This window comes from Serratia sp. CC22-02 (assembly GCF_900182895.1).
Classification (GTDB): domain Bacteria; phylum Pseudomonadota; class Gammaproteobacteria; order Enterobacterales; family Enterobacteriaceae; genus Serratia; species Serratia nevei.
Window position 1 is genome coordinate 24,524 of record NZ_FXUD01000009.1, and the last position, 18,435, is coordinate 42,958.

The 18,435-nt window shown below is 58.4% G+C and carries 20 protein-coding genes; 2 read left to right on the forward strand and 18 right to left on the reverse strand.

What is annotated here, in order from left to right; all coding sequences use genetic code 11:
- Positions 1-238: 238 nt before the first annotated feature.
- From bfr to fkpA, 11 genes are all read right to left on the reverse strand, one after another.
- Positions 239-718 carry a bacterioferritin gene (gene bfr, locus QOL81_RS22570; RefSeq protein WP_060424586.1) on the reverse strand — a complete coding sequence of 160 codons (480 nt, stop codon included), beginning with the start codon at positions 716-718 and terminating at the stop codon, positions 239-241.
- Between the two features lie 73 nt (positions 719-791).
- Positions 792-986: a bacterioferritin-associated ferredoxin gene (gene bfd, locus QOL81_RS22575; protein WP_015379266.1), complete on the reverse strand. Its 195-nt coding sequence runs from the start codon at positions 984-986 to the stop codon at positions 792-794.
- 130 nt (positions 987-1,116) lie between these two features.
- Positions 1,117-2,301, reverse strand: coding sequence for an elongation factor Tu (tuf, locus tag QOL81_RS22580; protein ID WP_015376315.1), 1,185 nt, complete (start codon positions 2,299-2,301; stop codon positions 1,117-1,119).
- A gap of 70 nt (positions 2,302-2,371) precedes the next feature.
- Positions 2,372-4,486, reverse strand: coding sequence for an elongation factor G (fusA, locus tag QOL81_RS22585; RefSeq protein ID WP_028127620.1), 2,115 nt, complete (start codon positions 4,484-4,486; stop codon positions 2,372-2,374).
- A gap of 93 nt (positions 4,487-4,579) precedes the next feature.
- Positions 4,580-5,050, reverse strand: a complete 471-nt coding sequence (gene rpsG / locus QOL81_RS22590; RefSeq protein ID WP_004956203.1) for a 30S ribosomal protein S7 — start codon at positions 5,048-5,050, stop codon at positions 4,580-4,582.
- 96 nt (positions 5,051-5,146) lie between these two features.
- Positions 5,147-5,521 carry a 30S ribosomal protein S12 gene (gene rpsL, locus QOL81_RS22595; protein WP_004930426.1) on the reverse strand — a complete coding sequence of 125 codons (375 nt, stop codon included), beginning with the start codon at positions 5,519-5,521 and terminating at the stop codon, positions 5,147-5,149.
- A gap of 143 nt (positions 5,522-5,664) precedes the next feature.
- Entirely contained in the window at positions 5,665-5,952 is a 288-nt protein-coding gene (gene tusB, locus QOL81_RS22600) for a sulfurtransferase complex subunit TusB (RefSeq protein WP_019456119.1), read from the reverse strand.
- A gap of 9 nt (positions 5,953-5,961) precedes the next feature.
- Positions 5,962-6,321, reverse strand: a complete 360-nt coding sequence (gene tusC / locus QOL81_RS22605) for a sulfurtransferase complex subunit TusC (protein WP_070914501.1) — start codon at positions 6,319-6,321, stop codon at positions 5,962-5,964.
- Between the two features lie 7 nt (positions 6,322-6,328).
- On the reverse strand, positions 6,329-6,718 hold the full coding sequence (gene tusD / locus QOL81_RS22610) for a sulfurtransferase complex subunit TusD (protein ID WP_015379269.1): 390 nt from the start codon (positions 6,716-6,718) through the stop codon (positions 6,329-6,331).
- On the reverse strand, positions 6,718-7,440 hold the full coding sequence (locus tag QOL81_RS22615; protein WP_004930418.1) for a helix-turn-helix transcriptional regulator: 723 nt from the start codon (positions 7,438-7,440) through the stop codon (positions 6,718-6,720). Before QOL81_RS22615 ends, tusD begins: the two co-directional genes overlap by 1 nt.
- 373 nt (positions 7,441-7,813) lie before the next feature.
- Positions 7,814-8,653, reverse strand: a complete 840-nt coding sequence (gene fkpA / locus QOL81_RS22620; RefSeq protein ID WP_038878056.1) for an FKBP-type peptidyl-prolyl cis-trans isomerase — start codon at positions 8,651-8,653, stop codon at positions 7,814-7,816.
- 356 nt (positions 8,654-9,009) lie between these two features.
- Here fkpA and QOL81_RS22625 point away from each other — a divergent pair, with 356 nt between their 5' ends.
- Positions 9,010-9,237 carry a SlyX family protein gene (locus tag QOL81_RS22625; RefSeq protein WP_033649297.1) on the forward strand — a complete coding sequence of 76 codons (228 nt, stop codon included), beginning with the start codon at positions 9,010-9,012 and terminating at the stop codon, positions 9,235-9,237.
- 15 nt (positions 9,238-9,252) lie between these two features.
- Here QOL81_RS22625 and QOL81_RS22630 read toward each other — a convergent pair whose 3' ends face one another.
- The 7 genes from QOL81_RS22630 to kefG form a co-directional block, all read right to left on the reverse strand.
- The gene (locus QOL81_RS22630; protein WP_060424580.1) at positions 9,253-10,425 is read right to left on the reverse strand and encodes a MalY/PatB family protein; all 1,173 of its coding nucleotides are present in this window, start codon (positions 10,423-10,425) and stop codon (positions 9,253-9,255) included.
- Position 10,426: 1 nt separating this feature from the next.
- Positions 10,427-11,866 (reverse strand): Na+/H+ antiporter NhaC, encoded by a 1,440-nt coding sequence (gene nhaC, locus QOL81_RS22635; RefSeq protein WP_060424576.1) that lies wholly within the window; start codon positions 11,864-11,866, stop codon positions 10,427-10,429.
- A gap of 122 nt (positions 11,867-11,988) precedes the next feature.
- A complete protein-coding gene (locus tag QOL81_RS22640; RefSeq protein ID WP_102985419.1) occupies positions 11,989-13,017 on the reverse strand; it encodes a LacI family DNA-binding transcriptional regulator in 1,029 nt (342 codons plus the stop codon).
- A gap of 92 nt (positions 13,018-13,109) precedes the next feature.
- Positions 13,110-13,697, reverse strand: a complete 588-nt coding sequence (gene slyD / locus QOL81_RS22645; protein ID WP_038878063.1) for a peptidylprolyl isomerase — start codon at positions 13,695-13,697, stop codon at positions 13,110-13,112.
- A gap of 112 nt (positions 13,698-13,809) precedes the next feature.
- Positions 13,810-14,013 carry a YheV family putative zinc ribbon protein gene (locus QOL81_RS22650; RefSeq protein ID WP_015379274.1) on the reverse strand — a complete coding sequence of 68 codons (204 nt, stop codon included), beginning with the start codon at positions 14,011-14,013 and terminating at the stop codon, positions 13,810-13,812.
- Positions 14,014-14,027: 14 nt separating this feature from the next.
- Positions 14,028-15,836 carry a glutathione-regulated potassium-efflux system protein KefB gene (gene kefB / locus QOL81_RS22655; RefSeq protein WP_169318808.1) on the reverse strand — a complete coding sequence of 603 codons (1,809 nt, stop codon included), beginning with the start codon at positions 15,834-15,836 and terminating at the stop codon, positions 14,028-14,030.
- Positions 15,837-15,838: 2 nt separating this feature from the next.
- Complete coding sequence (gene kefG, locus QOL81_RS22660) at positions 15,839-16,390, reverse strand: glutathione-regulated potassium-efflux system ancillary protein KefG (protein WP_033645385.1); 552 nt, start codon at positions 16,388-16,390, stop codon at positions 15,839-15,841.
- Between the two features lie 129 nt (positions 16,391-16,519).
- Between kefG and QOL81_RS22665 the strand changes: the two genes are divergently transcribed.
- Entirely contained in the window at positions 16,520-18,433 is a 1,914-nt protein-coding gene (locus QOL81_RS22665) for an ABC transporter ATP-binding protein (RefSeq protein ID WP_060424569.1), read from the forward strand.
- The last annotated feature ends 2 nt before the right edge of the window (positions 18,434-18,435 follow it).

Below are 18,435 nucleotides of genomic sequence, written 5' to 3' on the forward strand. Positions count from 1 at the left end.
GATTCGCTAAAATCAGGCTTACCAAGATTAGGTAAGCCCGCGCATTATACGCAAAATGGCCCAGGAAGCAAGCCGCAGTTGGAAATATGCTCAGGAAATCGTCATTTTTGCGCGTTCAGCGGCAGTCGCGAGATGAGGACGGCTAGCAGGGTATGAATTATGCTTGGCGGGGAAGCTCCCCTGCCCCACCGTAAAAACGGCCGCCGGCAGGAGAGACGATGACGAACGGAAGACAGGCTTACTCTTTGCGCTCTAGAACCTGGGCCTGGGCATAGTTTTGAATACCGAGGCGAGCGATGAGGTCCAGCTCGGTTTCCAGCCAGTCGATATGCTCTTCTTCATCAGCCAGGATATCGATCATCAAATCGCGGCTGACGTAATCATGAATCGAGTCGGCATAGGCGATACCTTCACGCAGGTTTTTAGCGCCTGCCAGCTCCAGCGCCAGATCGGAACGCAGCATCTCTTCAATGTCTTCGCCGATGTTCAGCTTGCCGAGATCCTGCAGGTTAGGGAGCCCTTCCAGGAACAGGATACGCTCAATGTAGCGATCGGCATGCTTCATTTCGTCGATCGACTCGTGGTATTCCTTGTCGTTGAGGCGCATTAAGCCCCAATTCTTGAACATGCGGGCGTGCAGGAAATATTGATTGATGGCAACCAGCTCGTTGCCGAGCAGCTTGTTGAGGTGAGCAATGATCTTTTTATCGCCTTTCATAGGTAACTCCTCCTGGCCAGTTCTAAAAGTGTAGAACCTGTAAGCCAAGAGTCAAAAATAACCTTACCCTTTGTTAGGCAACTTCATGCATTGGGATGATAGTTCCGCGTTCCTCCACCATAATCTGTCTTGCCTGACGAATGCACTTTCCACAATCGGTACCAATCGGCACAAGTTCACGCAGCTGCTTCATGGTATGGGGATTGTGCTGACGCACCGCATTACGGATCGCTTTGTCAGTCACCGCATTACACAGACATACATACATAGAGAGACTCACTTCTTAACCAATGCATTGAGTCTAAATAGGAATGGTTTTTATTTCAATTAAGATTTGAACAAATTGCATAAAAAAAGGGCACCGAAGTGCCCTTTTTGTGTCGAAAAATTATTCGCGATTAAGCGATAACTTTAGCAACAACACCAGCGCCTACAGTACGGCCGCCTTCACGGATTGCGAAACGCAGACCGTCGTCCATCGCGATTGGGTGAATCAGGGTTACAACCATGTTCACGTTGTCGCCTGGCATTACCATCTCTACGCCTTCTGGCAGTTCGATGGTACCGGTCACGTCAGTAGTACGGAAGTAGAACTGTGGACGGTAGCCTTTGAAGAATGGCGTGTGACGACCACCTTCATCTTTGCTCAGGATGTACACTTCAGATTCGAACTGGGTGTGCGGCTTGATGGAGCCTGGCTTAGCCAGTACCTGACCACGTTCGATTTCTTCACGTTTGATACCACGCAGCAGAACACCTACGTTCTCACCAGCACGGCCTTCGTCCAGCAGTTTGCGGAACATTTCAACGCCAGTACAGGTAGACTTAACGGTGTCTTTGATACCAACGATTTCAACTTCTTCGCCAACTTTGATGATACCGCGCTCAACACGACCGGTAACAACGGTACCACGACCGGAGATGGAGAATACGTCTTCGATTGGCAGCAGGAACGGCTTGTCGATAGCACGCTCTGGCTCTGGGATGTAGCTGTCCAGGGCTTCGGCCAGTTCGATGATTTTCGCTTCCCACTCAGCTTCGCCTTCCAGCGCTTTCAGCGCGGAACCGCGGATTACCGGCAGGTCGTCGCCTGGGAAGTCGTAAGCGGACAGCAGTTCGCGAACTTCCATTTCTACCAGTTCCAGCAGCTCTTCATCATCTACCATGTCGCATTTGTTCATGAATACGATGATGAAAGGAACGCCAACCTGACGACCCAGCAGGATGTGCTCACGGGTCTGAGGCATTGGGCCGTCAGTCGCAGCTACTACCAGGATCGCGCCGTCCATCTGAGCAGCACCGGTGATCATGTTTTTCACGTAGTCGGCGTGCCCTGGGCAGTCAACGTGCGCGTAGTGACGAGTCGGGGTGTCATATTCAACGTGAGAGGTGTTGATGGTGATACCACGAGCTTTTTCTTCTGGCGCGTTATCGATCTGGTCGAAAGCACGTGCAGAACCGCCGTAGGTTTTAGCCAGTACGGTGGTGATCGCTGCAGTCAGGGTAGTTTTACCGTGGTCAACGTGGCCGATAGTACCAACGTTAACGTGCGGTTTTGTACGTTCAAATTTTTCTTTAGACACGGCTATATTCCTTACTATAGCGCTCTCCCCTTCTGGAGAGAGCACGGGACTTTGGTTTTAACCCTGCGGCTTATTTGCCACGGGCTTCGATTACGGCCTGAGCGACGTTGTTCGGTGCATCATCATACTTCAGGAATTCCATGGTGTATGATGCGCGACCTTTAGTCAGAGAACGCAGCTGAGTTGCGTAGCCGAACATTTCGGACAACGGTACTTCAGCGTGGATCTTAACGCCAGTCACTTCAGATTCCTGACCGCGCAGCATGCCGCGACGACGGCTCAAGTCACCGATAACGTCACCGGTGTTCTCTTCTGGAGTCTCAACTTCAACCTTCATGATAGGCTCAAGCAGAACTGGTTTCGCTTTCTTAAAGCCTTCTTTAAAGGCGATAGACGCGGCCAGTTTAAACGCCAGTTCAGAGGAGTCAACGTCGTGGTAAGAACCGAAGTGCAGACGAATACCCATGTCTACTACCGGGTAACCAGCCAACGGACCAGACTTCAGCTGCTCCTGGATGCCTTTATCAACGGCAGGGATGTATTCGCCAGGAATTACACCACCTTTGATGTCGTTGATGAACTCGTAACCTTTCGGGTTAGAGCCCGGCTCCAGTGGGTACATGTCGATCACAACGTGACCGTACTGACCGCGACCACCAGACTGCTTGGCGTGCTTACCTTCAACATCGGTAATCTTCGCGCGAATCGCTTCGCGGTAAGCTACCTGAGGTTTGCCCACGTTAGCTTCAACGTTGAATTCACGCTTCATGCGGTCAACGATGATGTCGAGGTGCAGTTCACCCATACCGGCGATGATGGTCTGGTTAGACTCTTCGTCAGTCCATACGCGGAATGACGGGTCTTCTTTAGCCAGACGGCCCAGAGCCAGACCCATTTTTTCCTGGTCAGCTTTGGTTTTCGGTTCAACGGCGATAGAGATTACCGGCTCAGGGAATTCCATACGCTCCAGGATGATTGGAGAGTCTGGGTCACACAGGGTGTCCCCGGTGGTCACGTCTTTCAGACCGATCGCAGCGGCGATGTCGCCTGCGCGAACTTCTTTGATCTCTTCACGCTTGTTGGCGTGCATCTGAACGATACGGCCGAAACGCTCACGCGCAGCCTTAACGGAGTTCAGCACGGTGTCGCCGGAGTTAACAACGCCGGAGTACACGCGGAAGAAGGTCAGGTTACCCACGAACGGGTCGGTTGCGATTTTGAACGCCAGCGCAGAGAACGGCTCGTCATCACTTGCGTGACGCTCAGCCGGAGTGTCTTTACCGTCGTCCAGGATACCGTTGATCGCAGGAACGTCAGTTGGTGCTGGCAGGTATTCGATTACCGCATCCAGCATCGCCTGTACGCCTTTGTTCTTGAACGCAGAACCACAGGTAACCAGGATGATTTCGTTGTTCAGCACGCGCTGACGCAGAGCGGATTTGATTTCTTCCTCGGTCAGCTCTTCGCCGCCCAGGTATTTTTCCATCAGCTCTTCGGAAGCTTCCGCAGCGGACTCGATCAGGTTCTGGCGCCATTCTTCAGCCAGATCCATCATGTCAGCCGGCACGTCTTCGTATTCGAAGGTTACGCCTGCGTCTTCTTCGTTCCAGTTGATCGCCTTCATCTTCACCAGGTCGATAACGCCGGTGAATTTGTCTTCTGCGCCGATAGCCAGCTGCAGAGGAACAGGGTTAGCGCCCAGACGAGATTTGATCTGGCCAACAACTTTCAGGAAGTTAGCACCCATACGGTCCATTTTGTTAACGAACGCGATACGTGGCACTTTGTATTTGTTAGCCTGACGCCATACGGTTTCAGACTGTGGCTGAACACCACCAACAGCACAGTAAACCATTACCGCGCCATCCAGCACACGCATGGAACGTTCTACTTCGATGGTGAAGTCAACGTGCCCTGGGGTGTCGATGATGTTTACGCGATGCGGTTCGAACTGCTTGGCCATACCAGACCAGAAAGCAGTAGTCGCTGCAGAAGTGATGGTAATACCACGCTCCTGCTCCTGTTCCATCCAGTCCATGGTGGCAGCGCCGTCATGAACTTCACCGATTTTGTGGTTTACACCGGTGTAGAACAGAATACGTTCGGTAGTGGTGGTTTTACCGGCGTCGATGTGAGCACTGATACCGATGTTGCGGTAGCGTGCAATGGGTGTTGTACGAGCCATTTGATTCCTCTATTCCTAGGGCGTTCAAGTTCAGTTAACCCAAGCGGGCCGATTTGACGCGCCCGCTTGGTTAGCATGACTACAGCCGGGTGATTACCAGCGGTAGTGGGCGAACGCCTTGTTGGCTTCGGCCATACGGTGAACGTCTTCACGCTTCTTAACAGCAGAACCTTTGTTCTCTGCTGCGTCAGACAGCTCGTTCGCCAGGCGCAGAGCCATGGATTTATCACCGCGTTTACGTGCAGCATCAACGATCCAACGCATTGCCAGAGCATTACGACGAACCGGGCGGACTTCAACTGGTACCTGATAAGTAGAACCGCCAACGCGACGCGACTTAACTTCTACAGTCGGGCGAACGTTGTCGAGAGCGACTTCGAAAGCTTCCAGGTGATCTTTACCAGAACGCTGAGCCAGGGTCTCCAGCGCGGTATAGACGATTGCTTCTGCAGTAGATTTTTTACCGTCTACCATCAGGATATTTACAAATTTGGCCAGCAGCTCAGATCCGAACTTAGGATCTGGCAGGATTTTACGTTGGCCGATTACGCGACGACGTGGCATGGAAATACTCCGTTGTTAATTCAGGATTGTCCAAAACTCTACGAGTTTATTTTGACATTAAAGTTAAAACGTTTGGCCTTACTTAACGGAGAACCATTAAGCCTTTGGCTTCTTCACGCCGTACTTGGAACGAGCTTGCTTACGGTCTTTAACACCGGAGCAGTCAAGTGCACCACGGACGGTGTGGTAACGCACACCTGGCAGGTCTTTTACACGACCGCCACGGATCAGGATTACGGAGTGTTCCTGCAGGTTGTGGCCTTCGCCACCGATGTAGGAAGTTACTTCGAAACCGTTGGTCAAACGCACACGGCAAACTTTACGCAGTGCGGAGTTTGGTTTTTTCGGGGTAGTGGTGTATACGCGGGTGCATACGCCACGTTTCTGCGGGCAGGCTTCCAGCGCTGGAACGTTGCTTTTAGCAGCCTTCACAGAGCGTGGTTTGCGAACCAGCTGGTTAATTGTTGCCATTAAAAAAGCTCCTGGTTTTTGCTTCGTACTAGCTTCGTAAACATGTGATAAATCCCCTCGTATGCACTATTGGCAAAGTACGAGGACGCAGAATTTTAGGGCTGACCAGTATGGGTGTCAAGAAATATACAACATCACTCTCATCACCAGGCCATTTGGCTGCGGTGTTGTTCGGTTAATTCAACGAAGTGATTATAGCCGACGACAGTGATTTTGTGCGAAAAATGGCCAACCAATCCCCGAGCTTCCAGGTCGTCCTGCAGCGCGTAAAGGGATATGGGGGCGGCGAGCAGCAATTCAAGATGGGCGCTGCCGGCAAGGCCGGCAAGCACGCCGTCCTGCAGCAGCAGCAGCGCGTCGCCCTCGGCCGTCAGGCGCAGCAGCGCAGGTAAGTCACATTGGTTTGGCGAATGGCTCAGGGTATATAGCATCAGAGGATCCTAAAACGTCATCACAGCGTCGTAGCCGGCCAGTTCGCGGCGCAGTTCGTCCGGCGCCAGCACCTCGGCGTTCAGCACCCAATCGGTCACCTGGCTCAGCCCACGCTCCTGCAGCGAAGCCTGGCACAGATAGCAGCGCTCCACGTCATACAGCGGCAGCACGCCGAAGGTGGCAATGTAATTGCGCGCCAAAATCTTTTCCGGTTGCTGGCCCGGCAACAGCTGCAATACGCCATCGCCGACAAAAAACACTCCCAAGTCTTCGCTGAGCGCCGACGTGGCGAGCAGCGCATCCAGCCCTTCCCTGCCGCCGGCGCCGCCGTGCGGCCCGTGGGTGAAAACAAAAGCGACTCGTTTCATCATATCCTCAGAACTGCACCAGACGGTCGCAACTCAGCGACGCTTCGGCCAGGGAACCCAGCCCGCTCAGGGTAAAACCGGGCTGCAGGTTGGCGCTTGCCAGCCCCTGCTGCGCCGCCTCCTGCTCGTCGGTGACGCCACGGCGCAGCGCAGCAGCAACGCAGACGTTGAGCGCCACGCCGTGTTGCTGCGCCAGCTGCGCCCAGCCGCGCACCAGGTCGAACTCGTCGCTGGCCGGCGCGGTCAGCTGGTTGGCGTTCAACACCCCTTCACGGTAGAAAAAAACGCTGGAAAGCCGGTGCCCTTTCGCCAGCAAAGCCTGAGCGAACTGATAGGCGCTGCTGGCCTGCTGCGTGCCGTAAGCCGGGCCGGTGACCAACAGGCAATAATCGAGCATCAACGGTCGCTTCCCAACAGATCGCCGCTCTTGAACTGGCGGATGTACAGATACACGGTGTGTTTGGAGATATTCAGGCGATCCGCCACCTGGTTGATCGCATCCTTGATGTCGAAGATGCCTTTCTCATAGAGATTGAGCACCACCTGACGATTCTTGGCGTTATTGGACACCGAGCGGTCGGCGTTCACCTCTTCGATGGTGAACTCCAGCGTCTGCGCCACCAGATCGTCGACGGAAGAAGCGAAATTCACCGACGACGGCACGTCCTGCGTGGCCGGCGGCATAAAGGTCTGCATGATCTGCGAGAACGGCACGTCGAGGTTCATGTTGATGCACAGCAAGCCGATCACCCGCTGCTCGCGATTGCGAATGGCGATGGTCACCGACTTCATCAACACGCCGCTCTTGGCGCGGGTAAAGTAGGCTTTCGACACGCTGCTGTCGTCGCCGGCCATGTCGTGCAGCATGCGCAGGGCCAGGTCGGTGATCGGCGAGCCGATTTTACGCCCGGTATGTTCACCGTTGGCGATGCGTACCGCAGAGCTGTTCAGGTCTTCCAGCGCGTGCAGTACGATCTCGCAGTGGCCACCGATCAACATCGCCAGCCCGTCGACCACCGCTTCATAGGATTTCAGGATTTCATGATCCGTTTGAGTAAACGGACGTTCATTCAGCAAATCAAGTTCGCTGGCTTCGCTGGATAAAAGCGAATTCGACATCGAAGATACCACCCTCATAGATCGCCTGTGCCAGGGGGCGCAGCTAAAACCGCTCGGACCGGATCGCTGCCGTCGTCGGCACGCCGCAGCGCGGCCGGCTGAGAGCGGCATCAAACGGCACGATGACATCCGCGGGCGAGGCGGCCGGGAACAATTTTAGGTACACGCCCTAAGGGGCAGACGCATGACTGATAAATCAGAATTATTAGTCTAGCAAAGCGGCCGGAGCAAAGTCCTTGCGTTTGCGCGTGGTATTGACGTTAAGCCCGATGCCCGGCAGGCGTCAAGCGTTCAATGGAGAGAGAGGCGGCGGCTGCCGAAATGAAAACCGCCGCGGAGGGCATCCGCGGCGGTGGCAAACAGAGCGACGATGTTATTTCGCTTTGGTAGCGGCTTTCGCGTCAGCCGGTTTTTCAGCTTTCGCGTCGGCTTTCGGCGCCGCTTTCACGTCCAGCAGCTCAACGTCGAAGACCAGCGTGGAGTTAGCCGGGATGCCCGGAACGCCGGTTTTACCGTAGGCCAGCGCCGGTGGGATCACCAGCTTGATTTTGCCGCCTTTCTTGATGTGCTTCAGGCCTTCGGTCCAGCCTGGGATCACGCCGTCCAGACGGAACGACAGCGGCTCGCCGCGGGTGTAGGAGTTATCGAACTCGGTACCGTCGGTCAGGGTGCCTTTGTAGTTCACTACCACGGTGTCGCTGTCTTTCGGTGCTTCACCCGCGCCCGGTTTCTCTACCTGGTACAGCAGGCCGGATTCGGTTTTCTTCACGCCTTTTTCTTTAGCGAAGCTGTCGCGGTACTTGGCGCCTTTGGTTTCGTTGTCCTTGGCGTCCTGTTCCATCTTCGCCTGAGCGGAAGCCTTCACGCGCGCTTCGAAGCCCTGCAGGGTCTTCTCGATGTCGGCATCGTTCAGCTTGCTCTTGTTGGCGAACGCGTCCTGAACGCCGGCGATCAGCTGATCTTTGTCCAGCTTGATGCCCAGCTTCTCTTGCTCTTTCAGAGAGTTGTCCATGTAACGACCGAGAGAGGCGCCCAGTGCGTAAGCCGCTTGCTCGTCGTCGTTTTTGAACTTGCCGGTGCTCGGTGCTGCTGCCGCGTCCGCTGGTTTAGCGGCTTCTGCCGGTTTGGCGGCATCGGCTGCCATGACCTGGGTCGCATTCAGAGCAAAAGCCATGGTGGTTGCCAGAAGCGTGACTTTAAACAAAGATTTCATCCATTTCTCCAGTGTCTGAAGCAATGCCCCAAACAATCATTAGGTAAGATAACCGGGCTACTATAGCTGCCTGAAACAAAACAAAACAGTCGCACAGGTAACCAATCGAGTCAAAGTGTGACTCCCGCTTTGCCAAGAAGTTTCCCACCGCGTGCTACTCGCATGATAAATCAGATTTTTCTTGCAGAATATTCGGCGAGGTTAGCAAAAAACGGCGTATCAGGCGCGCAACTTTTCAGCACTTTACACTGCCGATCGCAACGTTGCGCGCCGTCTGGAGAAATAGCGCGAGCAAACCCGGCGCCAGCTGTTACCATAGCGCCGAATCAGGATTTTATCGCGTCAGAGGTAGCCTCATGCACAACGCCGACACTCAACGCCTGCTACAGCGGCTTGAAGAACTGGAGAGCCGTCAGGCCTTCCAAGAGCTCACCATCGAAGAGCTCAACCAGACCGTCATCCAGCATCAAATGGAAATGCTGAAGATGCGCGAACATCTGCGCATGTTGACCGACAAGCTGCGCTCGACCCAAACCTCAATGATCGCCTCGCAATCGGAAGAAACGCCTCCGCCGCACTATTGAGGGCCCGCCATGCGGTTATTTCAGGCGTGCCAGCCCTGCGACGGCACGCTCGAGATACCGGCGCGGGCATCCCAGGTTGATGCGGATAAAACCGCTCCCCTGCGGGCCGAAACCGCTGCCCATCGACGGCGCCAGCTTCGCCACCGCCACCAGCGCCTGCTGCAAGTCAGCATCGTTCAAACTCAGCGAGCGGCAATCCAGCCAGGCGAGATAGGTCCCTTCAGCCTGGGTCATCGTGCACCAGGGCGCGGCGTCCGCCAGCGCCTGCTTAAACCAACGCCGGTTCTCCGCCAGGTAGTCGAGCAGCTCATCAAGCCAGGCCGCGCCCCGTTGATAGGCCGCGGTCGCCGCCGTCATCGACAGCGCGTTGAACACATCCAGCCCGTGGGCGTTCAGCCGATCGACAAACGCCTGCCGAAGCCGGGCATTGGGGATCAGGAAATTCGAAATGCGCAGCGAGGAAAGGCCGAACGTTTTGCTGGCGGACGTCGCCGCAATGACCCGCTCGCGATATTCCTCGCCCAGATGCAACACCGACGTAAACGTCTCGCCGGGCAGCAGCAGATCGGCCCAAATTTCATCGGAGATCACCGTGACGTCGTGGGCGTGGCAGAGCGCCATGAGCCGCTCCAGTTCATCACGGCGCCAGCAACGGCCGGTCGGGTTGTGCGGATTGCACAGTAACAACAGCGGCGGTTTACGCTGCGCCAGACAGGCGGCCAGCTGGTCGAAATCGATCCGGTATCCCTGCGGGGTTTCCAGCAGCGGGTTTTCAATCACCTCTCTGCCGTTCATGGTGACTATCTTGGCGAACGAGCCATAGTACGGCCCCTGCACCACCACGCCATCCCCCGGCCTGCTGAGCAGTTGGATCAGCATCGCCAACCCCGGCACTACCCCTTCAATCGACGTGAACCATTCGCGCCGCAGCGGCAAGCCGTGCCGCTTGGCAAACCAGTCGATCGCCGCCTCATAGTAAGCGTCGTCGCGTTCGCTGTAGCCAAAGACGCCGTGGTCCACCCGCTGATGCAGCGCCTGCTGCACCTCCGGCGGGCACGGAAAGTCGAAATCGGACACCCACATCGGCAACAGTTCACTGCCGTCCAGTTGCAGATAGCGGTCGATGAAGTCCCACTTCACGGAGCCGGTGTTGTGGCGATCGATGATGGCGTTGAAATGACTCGTCATGTCAGGCTTCCTTACGCTGCAAGTCGTTCTGAGGTTGGAGTTTGGCGATACCGAAGCCGGTAAACCCATAAATCAGGGCGAACACCACCGCGGCATAACATTGGATCGCCCACGGCAGCAGATCGAGGGTGCTGACCCCCAGCGTGGTGGCCATGTAAATGCCGGCGGCCGTCCACGGGATCAGCGGTTCGATGACGGTGCCCGCATCTTCGACGGTGCGCGACAGATTTTTGTTGTCCAGCCCCATGCGTCGATAGGCCCCTTTGAACAGCTCCGCCGGGATCAGCAGCGCCAGCTTGCCGTCGCTGGTCGCGCCGGTCACCAGGATAGTGGTGGCAACGGTGGCGGCGATCAGCTGGCCGGTGGTGTGCACTACTTTCAGCAGCCGGCTGATGATCACCGTCAGCGCGCCGGTCAGCGTCAGGGCGCCGGCGAAGGAAAAGGCGCAGAACACCAGCAGGATCGTACTCATCATCGAGAACATGCCGCCGCGGTTCAGCAGGCGCGGCACATCGGCGACGATCCCTTCGACGTTATGGCCCTGAGTGGCGAACATCGACAGATTGAAGCCGTCCATCAACGCATTCAGCCCCTGCTGCAGGCTAAAGCCCTGCAGCACGACGCCGATGGCGATCGCCAGCGCGCAGGCGGCCAGCATGACGGGGATCACCGGCCGTTTGGTCACCGCGCCCCACAGCACCAGCACCGGCGGCAGGATCAGTAGCAGATTGAAGTGGTACAGCCCCTCGAGCGCACCGACAATTTCGGTCACTTTCTCGGGCGTTGCCACGCTGCCCACCGCACCGGTGTGGCCGGCGATCAGGTACACCACGGCGGCCAGGATAAAACTCGGCAGCGTCGTGTACATCAGATGCTGGATATGGCTGTAGAGATCGGTATCCGCAACGATAGCCGCGAAGTTCGTCGAATCGGACAACGGCGAAATTTTGTCGCCGAAGTAAGCGCCGGACACCACCGCCCCGGCCGCGGCGGCCAGCGGCACGTCCAGACCGGCGGCCACGCCCATCAGCGCCACGCCCACGGTGCCGGCCGCCCCCCACGAGGTGCCGGTGCACACCGAGATCACGCTGGTGATGAAGAACGCGGCGATCAGAATGTATTGCGGGCTGATCAGCTTCAGCCCCCAATACACCATGTAAGGGATGGTGCCGCTGATCATCCAGGTGCCGATCAGGCCGCCCACGCAGATCAGGATCAGGATAACCGGCATCGCCTTCGCCAGCTTGGCCACGATGGCCTCGATGATGTCATCCCAGCGGTAGCCTTGCCACCAGGCTAACGCGGCGGCGATGGCGGCGGAAACCAGCAGCAGCGGTTCAATGCGCAGGCCGAACTGGCCATAGCCGATGATGAGCAGCAATAGCATGGCCACAATCGGCAGCGTCGCCAGCCCAAGGTTGAGCGTTTTCTTATTATCCATATACGGCTCCTGTTGAAGATGGGGTACTGCAACAGCGTAATGGCTTTGGTAATCGGAGGATGTGAGCGCAGGCAACCGGCCATGTAATCGGTTTCATGAGATGGCGTTGTGTGAGCCGTCTCTCATTCGCCGCGCTTGCTTTGCTCATGCGGTTCGCCGTCGGCTACAGAGTCTCGCAGGATAAGTTCGGCCGAAAAGCGGTTGTTCCGTGGCGCGACGTCGCTGCCGCTGTGGATCTGTAGCGCCAGGCGCGCGGCACGCCGAGCCATTTTCTCGATGGGATAATGCACGGTGGTCAACGCAGGGTGGAGATACTTCGCCAGGGCAATGTCGTCAAAACCGACGATCGACAGCGCCTCAGGCAGCTGAATGTGCCGTTGGTGGCAGGTGCGCATCATGCCGGCGGCCATTACGTCGTTGAAGGTCACTGCGGCGGTGAAGCATGGGTCGCTGGCCAGCACGCGCTCGGCCGCCAGTTCGCCCCCTCGCTCGTTGAAGGGCACGCTGATGATCCAGCTGCCGGGTACCTCAATGCCGGCGGCGGCCATGGCCTTGCGGTAACCCGCTAACCGCTGCGCGCGGTCGTCGATCGGCAGATCCGCCGTCACGCAGGCAATTCTCCGATGCCCCTGGCGTATGAGCAACTCGGTCGCCGTCTGCGCCGCATTGGCGTTGTCGAGCCAGATGCAACGGTTGGCGATGGCGGGCAGATAACGATTGATCAGCACCAGCGCAGGCGTGTGGGCGGCGTAGCGCAGCAGCTCCTCCTCCCCCATACGCGTGACGTGCGCCACGATGGCTTCGCATCCCTGGTTGATGAGAAAATCGAGGCCGCTTTTTTCCAGCTCGGCCTGATGCCCGCCGCTGCACAACATCAACCGCACGCCGGCCTGCCGCGTGATGTCTTCCACGCCCCGCGCCAGGCGTGAAAAAAACGGATCGTCGAGGTTGCCGGTCAGCAATCCCAGCATATTGCCGCTTCTTTTCGCCAGCGCCAGCGCGGCGGCGTTGCGATGGTAGTTAAACTCGCGCATCGCTTTCTCGACGCGTTCGCGGGTCACCGGTTCAACGTAGGCGGTATTATTGATCACCCGGCTGACGGTGGCCGTGGAAACGCCGGCGCGGCGCGCAACGTCTTTCATGGTGGCCATGGCATGTCCTGTTGTGCCGTTCGGCGCCCGGTGCGCCGCGCATAAAAAAGGGCAGCCGATGGCCGCCCTCTTGTCTCGTCACTGCGCTCTGCTTAGTGGCAGCCGCAGCCGCCGTTACCGCAACCACCTTTACCGTGGTCGTGACCATGGTCGTGATCGTGGCTGTGGCCGTGACCGCCGCAGCAGCCTTCACCGTGCTCGTGGTGATGGTCGTGCTCGCCGTGTACGTGGCCGTGCGCCAGTTCTTCTTCGGTCGCTTCGCGGATCGCGACAACTTCCACGTTGAAGTTCAGGTTTTGGCCGGCCAGCATGTGGTTGCCGTCAACCACCACGTGGTCGCCGTCAACTTCGGTGATTTCAACCGGTACCGGGCCCTGATCGGTGTCAGCCAGGAAACGCATGCCGACCTGCAGTTCGTCAACGCCCATGAAGACGTCTTTCGGTACGCGTTGCACCAGGTTTTCGTCGTAGTTGCCGTACGCGTCGTTCGCGCCGACGTGAACGTCAAAACGATCGCCAACGTCGTGGCCTTCGAGTGCTTTTTCCAGACCTGCGATCAGAGAACCATGCCCGTGCAGATAGTCCAGCGGTGCGCTCACCGGAGACTCATCAACCAAAACACCGTCTTCTGTACGTACTTGGTAAGCCAGGCTGACCACCAAGTCTTTTGCTACTTTCATGATATCTCCTACCGTTGGCTACTAGGACGCACACCGTTATCGGGATGCGCGCCTTTTCCGGACAGATTGTAACGGAAATCTGCCTCGCTGTACCCTCCGGGATAAAAAAACGCTACTTCGGCTGGAAAATGCCGATCACCTGCTCTTGCGGGCGAACGTGTTTTTCCACCTGTTGTTCGGTCTGGCGCTGATGGTGGCCGCACTTGACGCACTCCACCACCTCCACCTGATCCTCCCGCCATACCGCCAGCGTATCCATGGCGCTACAGCTTGGGCACACCGCCCCGGCGATAAATCTTTTACGTGTTGCAGACATCGTTATGCTCCCGCTTATTCGTATTCGTCCCAGCCGTCGAACTGGCGGCTTTCTTTTTGCATTTCGCGATGGAACAGCTCTTCCAGCTCGCGCCGCGCCTCTTTCACGCGGGAAATTTGCGCCACATCGCCCTGATGCGGCGGCATCAGTTCACGCAGCATGCGCATATCCAGGCGGCGGAAATGCTGCTGGGCGCGGAAGGCCTGATGCGGGTGCATCCCCAACTCCATCAGCGCCTTGCGCCCCAGTTCCAGCGCGCTGGAGAAGGTTTCGCGGCTGAACTGTTTCACCCCCGCCTGCAGCAACTCATGCGCCTCCACGCGGCCGCGCGCGCGCGCCAGAATGCTCAGGTTCGGGAAGTGTTGCTGGCACAGCCGCACGATCTCCATGGTGTCTTCCGGCTCATTGCAGGTGATCACGATCGACTTGGCCTTCTCGGCGCCCGCCGCGCGCAGCAGCTCCAGCTCGGTGGCATCGCCGTAATAAACCTTGTAGCCGTAGCGCCGCAGTACGCCAACGGCGCTGACGTCGCGCTCCAGAACGGTAATGCGCATTTTGTTGGCCATCAACAGGCGGCCGATCACCTGGCCGAAACGCCCGAAGCCGACGATGATCACCTGCGGATCGTCATCTTCCACGTACGGCGTCTCCTCGTCTTCGTCTTTGGCGTTATAGCGGCGCGCCAAAATGCGGTCGACGGCCTGCATCAACAGCGGCGTGGTCATCATCGACAGCGTCACCACCACCAGCAGCAAAGAGAGTTGATCCGGCTGCAGCACCTTTTGGGCGCCCGCCGCCGAAAACAGCACGAAGGCGAACTCACCGCCCTGGCTGAGCACCCCGGCAAACTGCAGCCGCACCGAACTGCGCAGGCCGAACAGGCGCGACACGCCGTAGAGCACGCCGGATTTGACCGTCACCAGCACCAGCACGCCGATCAACACCTCGGCCAGATGGGTGTAGAGCACGCCGATATTCAACACCATGCCCACCGAGATAAAGAACAACCCCAGCAGCAGCCCTTTAAACGGCTCGATGGAAATTTCCAGTTCGTGGCGGTATTCGCTCTCCGCCAGCAGCACCCCGGCAATGAAGGTGCCGAGCGCCATCGACAGGCCGAGCGCTTCCATAAACAGCGCCGAGCCGAGCACCAGCAACAGCGCCGCGGCGGTGAAGATCTCGCGCACGCCGGAAGCGGCGATATAGCGGAACAGCGGCCGCAGCAGGAAACGGCCGCCGATCAGCATGCCGCCGAACGCCGCCACCTTAAGCGCGATCTTCGCCCAGTCGTCGCTGGTGCCGCCGGCGCCGGCCAGAATCGGGATCAGCGCCAGCGCCGGGATCACCGCCATATCCTGGAACAGCAGCACCGAGAAGCCGAGCTGCCCCCCTTCGTTGCGGTTCATGCCCTTCTCGCGCATCAGCTGCAGCGCCATGGCGGTGGAAGACATCGCCAGGCCGACACCGCCGATCACCGCCGCCTGCCAGGCGAAGTGCGTCAGGTACAGCAACGCGCCCAGCACCGCCGCGGTGATCAACACCTGGCCGGCGCCGGCGCCGAAGATCGAACGCCGCAGCTCCCACAGCTTGCTGGGGTTCAGCTCCAGGCCGATGATGAACATCAGGAACACCACGCCCAGCTCGGAGAAGTGCAGGATCTCGTCGACGTCGCGAATGAAGCCCAATCCCCAGGGGCCGATGGCGATGCCGGCGATCAGATAGCCCAGCACCGCGCCGATCCCCAGGCGACGGGCGATCGGCACCGTCACCACCGCGGCGAACAGGAACAGTAAAATGGCGGTCAGTAAGGTCGATCCTTCCATGCTCACCGCCCTCCGCGCGGCAGCGGGTGGCTCAGCCACTCGCCGTAGGCGTCCGCATGGCTACGCAGCACCTCCGGCTTTTGCCGCCGCGCCCAATACACCACGAACGGCGTCAGCCAATGCATATGGCACATCCCGGCGGTCAGCTCGAACGGCCGCAGAATATCTTCCATCGGGTAGTGGTTATAACCGCCGGTGCGGTAGGCGCCTTCCGGTTCGCCGGTGGTGATCACCGAACGCCAGTATTTGCCCGCCAGCGCATTGCCGCCCACGCCGCTGGCAAAGCCGCGCGACAGCACGCGATCCAGCCACTCCTTCAGCAGCGCCGGGCAGCTGTAGGTATACAGGGGGTGCTGAAACACGATGACCTGATGCTCACGCAGCAGCTGTTGTTCGTGATGGATATCGATAAAAAAATCAGGGTAGTGCGCGTAGAGATCGTGCACGGTGACATGTTCCAACTGCTGCGCCGGTCGAAGCAAAACCCGGTTCGCCACCGAGTCATGGGATTCCGGATGGGCATACAGCAGCAAGACCTTGGGCGGCTGCGACATCATTCCCCTCCAAAGCGTCGTCAGGGTAGCGGTTTTCCGTTACCATGCATCGCAAAGACAAAAACAGCGCGCGGTGCGCGTTCTGTTACCTTAATGATAATTTAACATACTCTGAACATACGGCGCTTTATGATTGTATTCTCCTCGCTACAAATCCGACGCGGCATCCGCGTCCTGCTGGACAACGCCACGGCGACGGTTAATCCAGGTCAGAAGGTCGGCCTGGTGGGCAAAAACGGCTGCGGCAAATCCACGCTGCTGTCGCTGCTGAAGGGCGAGATCGCGGCGGACGGCGGCAGCTTCACCTTCCCCGGCAACTGGGCGCTGGCCTGGGTCAACCAGGAGACGCCGGCGCTGGACGTGCCGGCAATCGAGTATGTTATCGACGGCGACCGCGAGTTTCGCCAACTCGAAGCCGAATTGCAGGCGGCCAACGATCGCAACGACGGCCACGCCATCGCCACCCTGCACGGCAAGCTGGACGCCATCGACGCCTGGACCATCCGCTCCCGCGCCGCCAGCCTGCTGCACGGCCTCGGCTTCTCCAACGAACAGCTGCAAAGCCCGGTGCGCGACTTCTCCGGCGGCTGGCGCATGCGCCTCAACCTGGCGCAGGCGCTGGTGTGCCGTTCCGACCTGCTGCTGCTCGACGAACCGACCAACCACCTGGATCTCGACGCGGTGATCTGGCTGGAGCGCTGGCTGAAAAGCTATCCCGGCACGCTGGTGCTGATCTCGCACGACCGCGACTTCCTCGATCCGATCGTCGACAAGATCCTGCATATCGAACAGCAGACGATGAATGAATACACCGGCAACTATTCGTCGTTCGAACGCCAGCGCGCCACCAAACTGGCGCAGCAGCAGTCGCTGTATCAGCACCAGCAAGAAAAAGTGGCGCACCTGCAAAGCTACATCGACCGTTTCCGCGCGCAGGCCACCAAGGCCAAGCAGGCGCAGAGCCGCATCAAGATGCTGGAGCGCATGGAGCTGATCGCCCCGGCGCACGTCGACAACCCGTTCACCTTCAGCTTCCGTCCGCCGGAAAGCCTGCCAAATCCGCTGCTGCGCATGGACAAAGTCAGCGCCGGGTATGGCGACAAAGTGATCCTGAAGTCAATCAAGCTGAACCTGGTGCCCGGCTCGCGCATTGGCCTGCTCGGCCGCAACGGCGCCGGTAAATCGACGCTGATCAAACTGCTGGCCGGCACTCTGGAACCGCTGAGCGGCGAGATCGGCCTGGCGAAAGGCATCAAGCTGGGTTACTTCGCCCAGCACCAGCTGGAATTCCTGCGCGCCGACGAATCGCCGCTGCAGCACCTGAGCCGCATCGCGCCACGGGTGCTGGAGCAGCAGCTGCGCGACTATCTGGGCGGTTTCGGTTTCCAGGGCGACAAGGTCAGCGAAGTGACCGAACGTTTCTCCGGCGGCGAGAAGGCGCGGCTGGTGCTGGCGCTGATCGTCTGGCAGCGCCCTAACCTGCTGCTGCTCGATGAACCGACCAACCACCTGGATCTCGACATGCGTCAGGCGCTGACCGAAGCGCTGATCGATTTCGAAGGCGCGTTGGTGGTGGTCTCGCACGACCGTCACCTGCTGCGTTCCACCACCGACGATCTGTACCTGGTGCACGACGGCCAGGTCGAGCCTTTCGAGGGCGATCTCGACGACTACCAGCAGTGGCTTGTCGACCTGCAGCGCCAGGAAAGCCAGCAGGACGCACCGGAAAAAGAGAGCGGCGGCAACAGCGCGCAGGCGCGCAAGGATCAAAAACGCCGCGAGGCGGAGTTCCGTACGCAGACCCAGCCGCTGCGCAAGCAGATCGCCAAGCTGGAACAGCAGATGGAAAAACTGGGCGCCGAACTGGCGGCGGTTGAGGAACAGCTGGCGGATTCCGCACTGTACGACATCAGCCGCAAGGCCGAGTTGACCGACTGCCTGCAAAAGCAAAGCCAGGCCAAATCCGCGCTGGAAGAGACGGAAATGACCTGGCTGGATGCACAGGAACAGCTGGAACAGTTAACGCAGGCGTTCGAAGCCTAAGC